This is a genomic window from Peribacillus frigoritolerans (assembly GCF_004358755.1).
Taxonomy (GTDB): domain Bacteria; phylum Bacillota; class Bacilli; order Bacillales; family Bacillaceae; genus Bacillus_P.
This window is the reverse complement of the sequence record NZ_SMZY01000001.1, coordinates 1,189,483-1,202,874: the sequence shown is the minus strand read 5'-3', so window position 1 is coordinate 1,202,874 and position 13,392 is coordinate 1,189,483. Positions and strand designations below refer to the sequence as shown.

Annotated in this window: 16 protein-coding genes; 7 read left to right on the top strand and 9 right to left on the bottom strand. The window is 41.3% G+C overall.

The window, feature by feature from the left end:
- Positions 1 to 177: 177 nt before the first annotated feature.
- The 7 genes from moaD to speD all read right to left on the bottom strand — a co-directional run bounded on the left by moaD (position 178) and on the right by speD (position 5,494).
- Entirely contained in the window at positions 178 to 411 is a 234-nt protein-coding gene (gene moaD / locus E2R53_RS06235; protein ID WP_133310878.1) for a molybdopterin converting factor subunit 1, read from the bottom strand.
- Positions 412 to 879: a molybdenum cofactor biosynthesis protein MoaE gene (locus E2R53_RS06230; RefSeq protein ID WP_133310877.1), complete on the bottom strand. Its 468-nt coding sequence runs from the start codon at positions 877 to 879 to the stop codon at positions 412 to 414. It lies immediately after the preceding gene.
- Entirely contained in the window at positions 860 to 1,390 is a 531-nt protein-coding gene (gene mobB, locus E2R53_RS06225; RefSeq protein ID WP_133310876.1) for a molybdopterin-guanine dinucleotide biosynthesis protein B, read from the bottom strand. The genes E2R53_RS06230 and mobB overlap by 20 nt, the downstream gene beginning before the upstream one ends.
- Positions 1,360 to 2,646: a molybdopterin molybdotransferase MoeA gene (locus E2R53_RS06220; RefSeq protein WP_133311184.1), complete on the bottom strand. Its 1,287-nt coding sequence runs from the start codon at positions 2,644 to 2,646 to the stop codon at positions 1,360 to 1,362. Before E2R53_RS06220 ends, mobB begins: the two co-directional genes overlap by 31 nt.
- Before the next feature lie 25 nt (positions 2,647 to 2,671).
- A complete protein-coding gene (gene moaA / locus E2R53_RS06215) occupies positions 2,672 to 3,682 on the bottom strand; it encodes a GTP 3',8-cyclase MoaA (protein WP_133310875.1) in 1,011 nt (336 codons plus the stop codon).
- A 77-nt stretch (positions 3,683 to 3,759) separates the two neighbouring features.
- Positions 3,760 to 4,554, bottom strand: a complete 795-nt coding sequence (gene fdhD / locus E2R53_RS06210) for a formate dehydrogenase accessory sulfurtransferase FdhD (protein WP_133310874.1) — start codon at positions 4,552 to 4,554, stop codon at positions 3,760 to 3,762.
- Positions 4,555 to 4,675: 121 nt separating this feature from the next.
- Complete coding sequence (gene speD, locus E2R53_RS06205) at positions 4,676 to 5,494, bottom strand: adenosylmethionine decarboxylase (RefSeq protein ID WP_133310873.1); 819 nt, start codon at positions 5,492 to 5,494, stop codon at positions 4,676 to 4,678.
- 235 nt (positions 5,495 to 5,729) lie between these two features.
- On the opposite strand from speD, the gene E2R53_RS06200 reads away from it, so the two are divergent.
- Together E2R53_RS06200 and E2R53_RS06195 are read left to right on the top strand one after the other, a co-directional pair.
- Positions 5,730 to 6,014 carry a phospholipase gene (locus tag E2R53_RS06200; RefSeq protein ID WP_133310872.1) on the top strand — a complete coding sequence of 95 codons (285 nt, stop codon included), beginning with the start codon at positions 5,730 to 5,732 and terminating at the stop codon, positions 6,012 to 6,014.
- A 92-nt stretch (positions 6,015 to 6,106) separates the two neighbouring features.
- Entirely contained in the window at positions 6,107 to 6,673 is a 567-nt protein-coding gene (locus E2R53_RS06195; protein WP_133310871.1) for a DUF6944 family repetitive protein, read from the top strand.
- A 39-nt stretch (positions 6,674 to 6,712) separates the two neighbouring features.
- On the opposite strand, the gene E2R53_RS06190 is transcribed toward E2R53_RS06195, so the two are convergent.
- The gene (locus E2R53_RS06190) at positions 6,713 to 6,949 is read right to left on the bottom strand and encodes a hypothetical protein (RefSeq protein ID WP_133310870.1); all 237 of its coding nucleotides are present in this window, start codon (positions 6,947 to 6,949) and stop codon (positions 6,713 to 6,715) included.
- Between the two features lie 104 nt (positions 6,950 to 7,053).
- Here E2R53_RS06190 and E2R53_RS06185 point away from each other — a divergent pair, with 104 nt between their 5' ends.
- Entirely contained in the window at positions 7,054 to 7,239 is a 186-nt protein-coding gene (locus tag E2R53_RS06185) for a hypothetical protein (protein ID WP_133310869.1), read from the top strand.
- Between the two features lie 13 nt (positions 7,240 to 7,252).
- Here E2R53_RS06185 and E2R53_RS06180 read toward each other — a convergent pair whose 3' ends face one another.
- Complete coding sequence (locus tag E2R53_RS06180; RefSeq protein ID WP_133310868.1) at positions 7,253 to 9,172, bottom strand: endonuclease MutS2; 1,920 nt, start codon at positions 9,170 to 9,172, stop codon at positions 7,253 to 7,255.
- Between the two features lie 487 nt (positions 9,173 to 9,659).
- On the opposite strand from E2R53_RS06180, the gene pxpB reads away from it, so the two are divergent.
- From pxpB to E2R53_RS06160, 4 genes are read left to right on the top strand one after another with little or no spacing between them, the layout of a single operon-like run.
- Positions 9,660 to 10,370 (top strand): 5-oxoprolinase subunit PxpB, encoded by a 711-nt coding sequence (gene pxpB, locus E2R53_RS06175; RefSeq protein ID WP_133310867.1) that lies wholly within the window; start codon positions 9,660 to 9,662, stop codon positions 10,368 to 10,370.
- Positions 10,367 to 11,362: a biotin-dependent carboxyltransferase family protein gene (locus E2R53_RS06170; RefSeq protein WP_133310866.1), complete on the top strand. Its 996-nt coding sequence runs from the start codon at positions 10,367 to 10,369 to the stop codon at positions 11,360 to 11,362. Before pxpB ends, E2R53_RS06170 begins: the two co-directional genes overlap by 4 nt.
- A 13-nt stretch (positions 11,363 to 11,375) precedes the next feature.
- Complete coding sequence (locus E2R53_RS06165) at positions 11,376 to 12,146, top strand: LamB/YcsF family protein (RefSeq protein WP_133310865.1); 771 nt, start codon at positions 11,376 to 11,378, stop codon at positions 12,144 to 12,146.
- A gap of 21 nt (positions 12,147 to 12,167) precedes the next feature.
- Positions 12,168 to 13,358 carry an NRAMP family divalent metal transporter gene (locus tag E2R53_RS06160; RefSeq protein ID WP_133310864.1) on the top strand — a complete coding sequence of 397 codons (1,191 nt, stop codon included), beginning with the start codon at positions 12,168 to 12,170 and terminating at the stop codon, positions 13,356 to 13,358.
- Positions 13,359 to 13,392: the final 34 nt, after the last annotated feature.

The window sequence follows — 13,392 nt, the reverse complement described above, 5'->3', positions numbered from 1 at the left end:
AATTCTCAGTACAGCAATTTAATTACCCTGCACAAGCATGAATAAAACTAAGGTCAAAATGTAAGCGCTTCCTAAATTGTAGCAAGATTCTGTCTTTTCAACAATCAATAAACCTCAGGACAATGAAAGTCATAAATTAAACAAAAAAGTCCCAGTAAAACTGGAACTTTCCCTATCCTAGCCTCCGCTTACCGGAGGAATAAAGGCTACAGTGTCTCCGTCTTTAATTAAATCACTTTCATTTGCAAAGGATTCATTAACTGCTGTCATAACGCTAGTTAAACCTTGGAGACCGTGGTTTTCCTGTACCCACAGTTTTAATTCGCCCACCGTAAGGCCGCTTTTGTCAATTTCCATTGCAGCGGTACCGGCCTCATCCTGCAAATGGGCAAAAAATAAGATTTTAATCATTTATTCAGCCCTCTTTCTTCGGTTTCCCTCAGGGTATGGTGTTTGTTCAAGCTGATCGCCGATCCACATTGTTCCATCCTCCCAATGTTCTTTTTTCCAGATGGGAACAATCTGTTTGATCCGTTCAATCGCATATTCATTTGCTTCATAAGCTGTTTTCCTGTGTGGGGAGGAGACGGCAATCACAACAGCTATATCTGAAATCTCGAGCTTTCCTATGCGATGGGTAATGGCTGTTATGGCATCCGGCCATCGCTCTTTTATTTCAGTGCCAATTTGTTCAAGCATTTTAACAGCCATCGGTTCATAAGCCTGATATTCTAAATGAAGCGTTCTTTTGCCTTTTGTAAATTCTCTTACTGTGCCGATAAAGGCTGTAATGGCTCCAGCTTCTCGTCGGGCCACTTTATCCGTTACTTCATCAGCTGAAATTGGATTTTTGGTCATCTCAAAATATTCCTGACTCATGCTGGTCCCTCACAATTTCCATAATGTAATGTATGTAGTTCTTTTCGTCCTTAATATGAAAGATTGGAACTTGTATATCTAAGTTAAGAATATCAATCCAAGTAATGATGCAGATGATGCTGCTTAATTTTAAGAGAGAAAGATCATTTTCATTTTTGATTAAAACGACTTTTGGAAACTGTTCTTTTTTATATCCTTCTATGAAAATTGTATCAATTGACATCGTTTGATAGATTTCCACGAGCTTTGCAAGCGGCCATTTTTGTTCGGCGAAATTCAGCTGCAGGAGACCATCCCCTTCAACCCCTGCCAGAACAGCTCCCGCTTTTGAATGGCGATCACTGTCTTTAGCTGTAAGCCTCGAATCTGGCATGCCTCCATGGCCGTGATGTTTGATTGTACCTGTATGATGGCTATTTTCTAAAGCTTTTTTTATGAGTTTTTCCATTAAAGTCGTTTTTCCAGAATTTTGATGCCCGGTTATTTGTATGACGGCACAATGTTTTCCCATGGATACTCACTTCCCCTTTGATCATCCAATAACAGGACATCCACCATCATGCCAGCCTGATAGCCTCTCGTTCCGCCCGGCAGAATAATAAGGGCATTTGCTTCAGCCAAAGAGGAAACCGCACTTGATTTATCAAAGCCTGAAGGAAGAACGGTCAGCCTTCCATCATCATAATGAAGTCCAGCCCTGACAAACCTTGTAAATGGATTAGCCTTTGGAAAATCCTTCCCCAAATAGGCTTTTTCTTTTCTTACATGCGGTGATCTATGAAAATTATGGTGCCGGATGACCGGCCTGACAAACAATTCAAATCCTACAAAACAAGCGGATGGATTCCCCGAAAGTCCGACAAGCAATTTTTGATCCATAGCAGCAACTGTAGTGACACTTCCCGGCCTCATCGCAATTTTATTAAAGAGTACATTTGCTCCGAGCTTTTCATAAATGGACGGCAAATAATCATAATCACCCACCGACACACCGCCTGTCGTAATCAATAAATCAACTTGACTTAACGCATCTTTGACGGCAATGACACATTGTTCAAGATCATCACTGAATTTTCCGAGATATTTTGCTTCCCCTCCTGCCCGTTCAATTTGAGCAAGAATCATATAGGAGTTGCTGTTGCGGATTTTTCCGGGCTGAAGCGGTTCATTTACTTCAAGCAGTTCACTTCCAGTTGCGAGCACTCCGATTATCGGCTTTTTCACACATGGAACCTCATCATATCCGAATGTTGCAAGCAGCGCGGCAATGCCTGGTGTAATAAAGCTTCCTTCAGCTGCCAATGTAGTGCCTTTTTGTGTATCCTCTCCCTGAAACGAGATGTTTTCTCCGCTTTTTAAGGATCGTTTTAATTCGAATTTTTTTCCTTCTGCAGATTCAAGCTCTTTCGTCAGTTCAAGCATGACAACCGCATCAGTACCTGCTGGTATTTGGGCGCCGGTCATAATCCTTACTGCCTGATTTCGGCCAACTCTTCCTTGAAAGACAGAACCAGCGCCTATCTCCCCGATCACTTCAAAAACTCCTGGATTAGTCCTGGAAATCTGAGCAGTATCTGCAGCACGGACGGCAAATCCATCATAAGGGGACCTGTCAAAAGAGGGCACATCATGATCTGCAATTAAATCTTCAGCTAAAAAACGTCTGTATGAGTTTTCAAGCGGCACTGGCTCCGCTTGTCCTCTACTGGCATAGTTCATAACTTTTTGAACAGCTTCAGAAACTGCAATGGGTGTTCTTTTTTCTATCAAACTGTTATCTCCTCTCTGCCAATTATCCTCCGATATGAGACATCTCCACTTTATTCTGCCGGCGAGTCTCGCCTGTCCTTTCGTCAGAGTAACGGTCGCTTCGTTTATTCCATATGTCCTGAATGATAGCTGTCAGCTCCATGTTGCTTTTTCCTGAACGGATCAGTTCTTTGAGATCTGACCCTTTTGAGGCAAAAAGACAGGTATAAAGCTTGCCTTCAGCCGATATCCGGGCACGTGAACAAGTTGAACAAAAAGAATCGGTCACAGATGAGATGATGCCGATCTCTGCAGATTGGTCTTGATACTTATACCTTTCAGCGACTTCCCCATGATAGTTTGGAGGTATCTTAATGATAGGAAACCGTTCTTCAATCAAGTTCAAAATTTCCTTTTTTGAAACAACATGGTCAAGCTTCCATCCATTTGTGTTTCCCACATCCATATATTCAATGAATCGGAGGGTATGTCCTTTCACTTTGAAGTACTCGGCCATTGGAAGTATGTCTTCGTCGTTGATCCCTTTTTGAACGACCATATTAATCTTGACCTGTAAGCCTGCTGCAGCTGCTGCTTCAATCCCGTCAAGAATCGTTTTCACCTTGCTGCGGCGGCCATTCATTTCCGCAAAGCGCTCTTCATTCAAAGAATCCAGACTTACCGTGACTCGTCTTAAACCTGCCTCATACAGTTCATCAGCAAACGCTCTTAATAGAGACCCATTTGTCGTTAACCCGATGTCTTCAATTCCATCAACTGTTTTAAGCATCCTTATCAACACAGGAAGCTCTCTTCTGAGCAGCGGCTCTCCTCCTGTAAGGCGGAGTTTTTTAACACCTAATGATGAAAAAATGACTGCTAATCTCTCAATCTCTTCAAAAGACAAGATTTTCTCAGATGACAAGAATGAATAATCAGGTCCAAATATTTCTTCCGGCATACAGTAGCGGCAGCGGAAATTACACCGGTCTGTGACAGAAATTCTTAAATCCCTGAGCGGCCGGTTCCATGAATCCAGTACAGAATTTGTCATATTCCTCGCCTCTCTTCTGTTATGTATTTTACATGCAAGCTTCAGAATATGCGAACTAAATGAAACAATCAGATATCTTATGTGTGAATGATTCTTTGCGGATGTGTATAGACATTCAAAGAAGAATCTCTTATAAAGCCAACGACCGTCATTCCAAGTTCATCAGCCAGATTCAATGCTAATTCAGTGGGAGCTGATTTTGATAAAACGATTTCACAACCGATTTTAGCTGTTTTCATTAGAATTTCTGAAGAGATTCTCCCGCTGAACACTAGGATTTTATCACGAACAGAAATATTGTTTTTTAAACAGTGTCCATATATCTTATCCAGGGCATTATGTCTCCCAATATCCATTCTGCTTAGCATCACGCCATTTTCATCACATAGAGCCGCATTATGCACGCCTCCTGTTTGATGAAAAACAGATGCCTGACTTTGCATCTGTTTCATAAGAAAAAAACAAGTTTCAGGGGTTATTTGCACATGAATGCCGTGCATTTTCTTCGCTGTCCTTGCATCACTGGCAAAAACAAAGCCTTGCCGGCTCATCCCGCAGCAGGAAGTGACATAGCGTTTATGCTTAAAATGTTGAAAGTAAGGATTGTCTCTCACTGTTTTGACGTGAACAAAGCCTTCTTTTTTCTGCATCCAGAGCTCTTTTATATCCCTGCAGCTTTGAATGAATCCTTCTGAGGCAAGATACCCGATTACCATGTCCTCAATATATTCAGGCGAGCAGACCATAGTAACGAATTCTTCACCATTAACCTTAACCGTTACCGGATATTCTGTTACGATTGAATCCTCTTCCTTGGCAGCGTTGCCGTTTGAAATACGGAGGATCTTCCGTTTGATCTCGACTGGTTTCATAATGGCTGCTCCTTTACCCCTTTTTTCTCCCATATTTACATTATGATAATCCAACTTCCGAATTTTTGAAAGCATCAAAGCTAAGGGCCTTCCCGTATATAGCGGGAAAGCCCTCGTTGCTTCATCCTGAAAATGGTTTCATATTCTTACCGTAAAAAATTTCATCCATTTCGATTTTCAGCCGGTCTGTAATTTCGTTTCTCTCATTTTTACTGAGTTTGTCCTTTGTATAGCCAAATAAATAATTATTCAAATCAAATTCCTTCAGCTTGCATTTCGTATGGAAGATATTCTGGGGGTACACATTCACATCAATCATGTCATATGCGTCCTTTACATTTTCTGGTATGTAATTTTGAATAGAATTGATGTCATGGTCAATAAAGAGCTTTTCGCCGTTTATATCCCTCGTGAACCCTCTAACCCGGTAATCCATTGTCATAATATCTGTATCAAAAGAATGGATTAAGTAATTGAGTGCTTTTAGGGGTGAGATTTCCCCGCAGGTTGACACATCAATATCTGCTCTGAAGGTGCTGATTCCTTCATTAGGATGGTATTCGGGATATGTATGGACGGTAATATGGCTTTTATCAAGCTGCATCACCACTGAGTCAGGAAGCGGACCTGGTGATTCTTCGTATGATTCATTAGGTACTTCTACAACTGGGCCCTCTGATACGAGAATGGTCACGCTTGCTCCCTGCGGAACATAGTTTTGCTGAGCAACATTCAGCACGTGTGCACCGATAATATCCGTGACGTTTTTTAAAATTTTGGTTAAACGCTCGGCATTGTACTGCTCATCAATATACTGTATATAAGCTTCTCGCTCTTCTTTTGTCTTTGTGTAGCAAACATCGTACATATTGAAGCTGAGCGATTTCGTAAGATTATTGAATTCATGCAGTTGAATCCTTTGTTCTGAAGTGAATTTCAAGGTTTTGTTCTCCCTTCGGTTTAGAAAAAATCTCTCTTAAGCTGCTGTGAATTTAATAGGTCATATTGTTACTATATTACCCACTTTAGAAAGGAAGAAACAGAACGTACTGATTTTAAAAAACATTTCATGTATAAACAGGATGGATTTTTAATATGGCATGGGATTTCGCCAATCCCTTTATCCATGTGCATACATATAAATAGAGTATATGAATAAAAAAGGAGATCTCCAAATGTCAGGAAGAAAGAATAGGAAAAGAAGGGCACGCTGTATTTTCCCTGAATACAGATGGTGCGGGCCAGGCTGCAGCGGGCCGGGTCTGCCAATAAATGATGTGGATGCCTGCTGTCAAAGGCATGACCACTGTTTAGACCGCGGGATTTCACCTTGTGAGTGTGATTATTCTTTTATTGAATGTCTTCGTCCAAAAATCAATAATCAAACGCAAAAAGGCAGAAATGCAGCACTTATGTACAAAGTAATGAAATTAAAAACGCTCTTTATATGCGGCCGCTAAAACCGCACTGCATTCCTGCCCAAATCAACAATCATTTAATATTCCATATGCTGTAATCATTAAACTCCATCTATGGCTGCGGGGTGTCCTGTATGAAAGCAACTGAAAAAGAATTAGATGTCATCGGCGCATGGCTTATTGTGGCGGGTACACTCATTAATGCATCTGGAGAAAGCATTAATCTAATTGGCAAAGAAAAACTTTCTTATAATTTGACCGGCCAGGGCAACAGTATTGAAGCGGCAGGAAATATCCTTCAGTCAATCGGGAGAGCAGACCATCCGGAAAAGAAAGTAAGTGTAGTTGGCAGCTTGCTTCAGGCAGCAGGAAATTCAGCAAACGCCGCATCCAGAGTCTTCCTTCTTAATGATCAAAAGCGAGATGGCTATTATGTTGATGTGATAGGCAATGCGGTTCAGACACTCGGAGCAACCGCAGAAGCACTCGGAGCTGCTGCACAGAAAAATCTCACCTATCATGAACAGCTTACTGCCGGATATCTTTTAATTGCGGGCGGTGCTGCTGCAGATGGCGTAAGCGGCATTTATTTTTTAAAGGAGCTTCCTGAAACAGGAAGGGTTCTAAGCTGGTTTGGCGGATACCTTCAGGCAGTTGGCGCGCTGCTTGCAGCTGATGCCATAACATCAGAAGAAACATGATGCTTATGACACAAAAATGTAAATAAGAGAAGCCTTTTCTTAAAGGCTTCTCTTTTCGTTTCCTCTTTTAAAATTTCCGGTAGCTTTAGCTAGAAGCAGCTGAATATCTATATCAGTTTCTGCTTTCTCTGCATTTGCAAGGAATTTAGCTGCAGCCTTCCCTTTCAAGACTTTTATTTGTTTTCCGTACCAAGAAATTAGAACTGCTTGATCCTTAGTTAATTGATAACTGAACATCTCATCATTTAACCTGTTTCTCTTATCAATATTTTTCATTCTTTTATTCTCCTTTCTTATTACAATCCTTCCATTCTTTGTTTAAACAATGGCAGTCTGGGTATTTAATGAATATAAATTCTTTTAATAGGAGGGGCAATTAGATGACCTGGAAAAAGAAATGCTTAACAGGCGGAATGGCACTTGCTATCATGCTTGGCGGCCTGACTGCATGCGGTGATGGCGAACAGGATGAAATGAACGATGATGTTGAAGAAGAAGTTGAGGAAGAAACAGACGGTGATATCATAGATGAAGATAATCAGGAAATGGAGGAAGAGGGACAATGATGTCCCTCTCTTTTTAATGATCTCGTTCAATGGTTAAATCAGAGTGTCTTTTTTGCATTTGTGCCGCTTTTTTTCGATTTTCTGCTGATTCAAAAATGATATCAAAGTCGTAATCTTCCGGATAAAGCTCTTCAGCTGAAATATGAAGCTGCATTCGTTTATGATTAATAGATTGTTTTATCCCTTTAACAAAGACCGTGTAGTTTCCCCCCTTATCCGGACCGCTGTATACAATTCCGTGCTCATTTGTTGCTTTTAAAAGCACATTGTCTCCTTTTATAAAAGTCTGCACCTCTGCCTCTATTGCTTTTGTCTGTTTCTTTTTGTAACGATTGACGGAAATTTGTTTATCCAGTTCCTTTTTTTCATATAGATCATATTGAGCTTTTCCGTACCTTTTTGTTTCTTTATACGTGATGGCATGTGCTTTTTCAATTAATTCCGGATGCATGCCTAAACGGAGGGCAATGGAAAACGCCTGACTCTCCCCGCCTACGCCTATCTTAAGTTTATAGGTTGGCTGAAGGGTTTCAATATCAAAATCCATCGATCCATTTTTGAAGCCTTCTTCTTTTTCAGCAAAGTCCTTTATTTCACTGTAATGTGTCGTGGCAAGCAAGGTCGCACCTTTTTGATGAATTTTTTGAAGAATGACACTTGCAAGCCCCATTCCTTCTCCCGGATCTGTTCCTGATCCTAGCTCATCTAGCAATACAAGGCTATATTCATTTGTTTTCTTTAAAATTGAAATAATATTCGTCATGTGTGAACTGAACGTGCTCAAGTTTTGTTCAATGCTTTGCCCATCACCAATATCAAGCAAAATCTGCTGGTAAATGCCAATTGAACTTTCCTTATCAGCAGGGATATGGAACCCGGATTGTGCCATTAGAACAAGGAGACCTACCGTTTTTAAAACCACTGTTTTTCCGCCAGTATTAGGACCGGTAATGACGAGGGCCTGAAAATCCTTCCCTATTTCAATAGTAAGAGGAACGGCTTTGCTTCCCAAAAGCGGATGCCTGGCATTTTTCAGGCTGATCATTTTTTGATCATGAACAGCTGGTGCCCTGCCGTCAATCATGCGGCTGTATTTTGCTTTTGCAAATAATACGTCATAATGCACCATCACTTCTATTGATTGAAGAAGCTGTTTTTCATGAGACTCTGCCAAGCCGGTTAAATAACTTAAAATCTTTTCGGACTCCAGTTCTTCCTGTGACAATAATAGATAAATCTGATCCTGAATGGACGCTGCATCTTCAGGTTCAACATATAGTGTTGAACCTGATGCTGATGCATCCATGACCGCACCTTTAATTTTCCCTTTATATTCTCTTTTAACAGATATACATAAGCGTCCGCCGCGTTCACTTACAATGGCGTCCTGCAAGTAGCTCTTATATTTCTGAGACTTGACAATGGAGTTCAGTTTTTCTTTCAAACGGTCATTTGCAATGGCCAGCTGTTTTCTTACTTTTGACAGCTCTTTTCCCGCCATGTCGTCAACTCTGCCGTTTCGAATGCATCTGGTGATTTCAGCAGCGATCTCAGGAAGCTCTTCAATTCCATGTACATATGAGGACACACGGGGTGCCAGCATTTCTTTATCATTCATGAACCGTTTCATTTTCAAGCCGTCTTCTATAAATGACAGAAGCTGTGAAAAGTGATGCGGTCTTAAGGCAACACCTTTATTAAACTGCTTTACTATGATTTCAATGCCTTCAAGACCTGAAATAGGGACACTTGAACTTTTCTCCAAAATGGCAGCTGCTTCGTCTGTTTCTGACAAAAGGGCCTGAATCTGTTTAACATGAGACATCGGCATAATGGCTAATACCCGCTGCTTGCCAGAGTCTGTCATTGCATAAGTGCTGATTGTTTCTTTTATAGTAAGGTAATCTAAAACGTTCAAAGTATGGTTGTTCATGTAAATATTCCTCCTTTAGTAACGAAAAAAAGCCGCAATGAACAAACGTTCATTGCGGCTGAAATGGTCTATAGAGCGCTTTTTCTCCATACTGCTCTCATCCTTTTTTGGACAAATAAAAAACTGTGCATAAAAACACAGCTGAGCAGGCACCTCTCATATGCTATGATTTGTTCTTAACTCATCGATCTGCGCATAGTTAAATAAGCATTGCAAAATCTATTTTTGCACGCCGGGCACAGTGATGACCGTATGAAATTACGGATTAGTTAAGAACGACACCTAACATATAACAAAACCCCTTTTTTAAGGATGATTGTATAGAGAATATAAAAGCTTACTTCAAATTTACTTCACTTTCCTTTTCTTGTCAAACCCAAATTTTATAAAGAGTCATTTGAATTCTGAGCTTTCTTATTATAAGATGAACTACATCTAATATGAATTGATTATTCATATTTATACATCAATTTTAGGAGGTGCTGAAATGGAATTTACCCTAAGTCCTTTAGGTGATGCCGCTATTATTATTGAACTTGGAAAGATGATTGAAAATAATACTCATGAAAACGTTCAGCATGTCTTCTCCTATTTTGACCAGCATTCACCAGACTGGCTGATCGAATGCATTCCTGCATTTACAACGGTGACGCTTATCTATGATCCCATAAAAGCGAGCAGAGTGAACCCGGATTCCTATCCCTATCAGATTGTTTCAGAATACATATCAGAAACGATGAAAACGCTTGATAAAGCACAATCTGAGTCTGGAAGAACCGTTCTGATTCCTGTATGCTACGGCGGAGAGCTTGGTCCGGATCTGGAATTTGTAGCAGAACATAACAAGTTATCGCCCGAAGAGGTCATAAGCATTCATTCTGAAAGTGAATATTTAGTGTATATGATTGGCTTCGCTCCCGGCTTTCCTTACATTGGAGGAATGTCTGAAAAGATTGCGGCTCCAAGAAGAAGTTCTCCGAGATTAAAAATCCCCGCTGGATCAGTAGGAATTGCAGGTAGTCAGACAGGGATCTATCCAATTGAGACTCCTGGCGGGTGGCAGTTAATAGGACAGACTCCTTTAAAGCTTTTTCAGCCTGAAAGAAAATCTCCAAGTCTATTAAAAGCCGGTGATGTTATTAGGTTCAAACCGATTTCATATGATCAATTTCTTGAAGAAAAGGAGAGAATGATATGACGATAAAAGTCAATAAATCAGGCCTTCTGACATCTATTCAAGATCTTGGCAGATATGGTTCTCAAAAGTACGGCGTGATCGCAAGCGGTGCAATGGATACCCTCTCCCATAGAATTGCAAATATGCTTGTCGGAAATTCAGAGAACGAGGCAGCCATTGAAATGACATTGATCGGAGCACACTTTGAATTTCAATCAGATTCCATGATTTCTGTTTGCGGAGGAGATTTATCTCCCATTCTGAATGACAGGCCTGCAAAAATGTGGAAGCCATTATTTGTGAAAAAAGGAAGCTTGCTTTCATTTGGCGGAGCTAAAAAAGGGTGCAGAGCTTATCTTGCAGTCGCTGGCGGAATTGAAGTCCCTGAAGTGATGGGAAGCAAATCAACCTACCTGAGAGCAGGAATTGGCGGATATGAAGGAAGAGCCATCGAGAATGGGGATATACTATCTGTTGGAAAGATGTCTGAACAATCCATTAAACTGCATGAAGCTCTTCATGACTCGGCTCTTTATTCAGAAATCGAATGGTCTGCATCTCCCGAATTTATTCCTTTCCTGCGAGAAGATGAAAGCGTGCGTGTTATTAAAGGAAGGCAATTTGAAGACTTTTCAGAGGAAAGCAAATCCATGATTTTCTCTGAAACGTTTAAAATAACACCTAATTCTGACCGAATGGGTTACAGGATGGAAGGCCCGCAGCTTACATTAGAAGACAAAACAGAAATGATTTCCGAAGCTGTCAGCTTTGGAACGATTCAAGTTCCTGCAGACGGCAACCCGATTATCCTGCTGGCTGACAGACAGACTACCGGCGGATATCCAAAAATCGCACAGGTCGCCTCTGTCGATTTGCCCTACCTTGCCCAATTTAAACCAGGTGAGGTTGTCCGGTTCAAGGAAATATCGCTTGAGGAAGCTCAGGAGCTGCTGATAGACAGAGAAAGAAGATTGCAGCTATTAAAACAGGGCATGCTGCTGAAATTGAATTAGGGAGATGAAAGACATGCATAAGGTTGATTTAAACTGTGATATGGGAGAAAGCTTTGGTGCTTATGTACTGGGAAACGATGAAGACATATTGAATTTCGTTTCTTCTGCCAATATTGCCTGCGGATTTCATGCCGGCGATCCTTCTACTATGAGAAAAACAGTTAAACTTGCGATTGAAAAAGGTGTTGGAATCGGAGCACATCCCGGTTTTCATGACTTAACCGGATTTGGTAGAAGAAATATGGACCTCACTCCGAGAGAAGTATATGATCTTGTTGTCTATCAAATCGGCGCTTTATCAGGCTTTGCATCCTCTGAAGGAGGTTCTGTTCAGCACGTTAAACCGCATGGTGCCCTGTATAATATGGCCTCAGTCAACAGCCAAATTTCAGAAGCCATTGCGGAAGCTGTCTACAAAGTTGATTCCAGTTTCATTTTATTCGGACTGGCAGGCAGTGAGTTAATTAAAGCTGGGGAGAAATTGGGTTTAAAAACCGCAAATGAGGTTTTTTCAGACAGAACCTATCAGGACAATGGCACGTTAACCTCAAGGCGGGACCCGCGGGCTTTGATTGAGGATCAAGAAGCGGCTGTAGCACAAGTCATACGAATGGTGAAAGATGGGAAGGTCACATCCCTTTCCGGGAAAAACCTATCCATTAAAGCAGATACAATCTGCATACATGGAGACGGCGTTCATGCCCTTCCATTTGCTAAATACATATCAGTTGCCCTGCAGCATGCAGGAATAAGCATTGAAAAAGCAGGAAGTATTCTTGCTTAACAAAATTCTGGAGGTCTCATCATGAAAAAACAATCCAACTTTAGCCTGCTGCTTGGCGCAGCCTTTTTGATGGCTACTTCAGCCATCGGGCCTGGATTTTTAACTCAAACCACACATTTTACACAATTGCTGGCTGCAAGTTTCGGGTTTGTCATTTTAATGTCCATCATAATTGATCTTGGTGCGCAGCTGAATATATGGCGCATCATTGCAGTCGCTGAAAAACCAGCACAGGATATAGCGAATGCAGTCTTTCCAGGTCTTGGGTATTTCATTTCAATCTTAATCGTACTTGGGGGACTAGCATTTAATATAGGAAACATCGGCGGAGCTGGACTCGGCGCCAATGTTATGTTTGGGATGTCCTCTCAAACAGGAGCTATTCTAAGCGGCATCGTCGCAATTGGTATCTTTCTTGTAAAAGAAGCCGGTAAAGTGATGGACCGTTTTGCACAAGTAATGGGCTTTGTCATGATCGCCCTTACTGTTTACGTCATGGTATCGGCCCAGCCGCCTTATGCTGAAGCTGCAGTAAAAACGGTTATGCCTGACACGATTGATTACCTTGCGATTGTCACTCTTGTAGGAGGAACTGTTGGAGGATATATCACATTTGCCGGAGGACACCGGTTGCTTGAAGCGGGCATTAAAGGACAAGCTGCCCTCCCTCAAGTAACGAAAAGCTCCATTTCCGCAATTGGCATTGCATCCATTATGCGCATATTCTTATTCTTAGCTGCTTTAGGTATTGTTGCTCAAGGGCTGGTTTTAGATCCTGCTAATCCTCCTGCTTCAGTATTTAAACATGCCGCCGGTAATGTCGGCTACAAAATGTTTGGAGTCATCATGTGGGCTGCTGCTGTAACATCAGTAGTAGGTGCTGCCTATACATCTGTTTCTTTCATAAGAACCTTCAGTCCAATGATTGAGAAATATCATAAATGGTTTATTGTTGGCTTTATTGCCGTATCAACATTTGTATTTTCTGTAATCGGGGAGCCTGTTAAAATCCTTATTCTTGTAGGCTCACTCAACGGATTAATTTTACCTGTCGCCCTTGGAGTTATGCTGATTGCTGCACATAAAAAGAAAATTGTCGGTGATTATAAGCATCCCGTATGGATGACTATTTTTGGCGCATTGATTGTTGTAGCCATGGCGCTTATGGGCGGATACACGCTTGTCAATGGCATTCCGAAATTATTTGCATAAACTCAGGAAGAAGCCGGACAGCACCGGCTTCTTT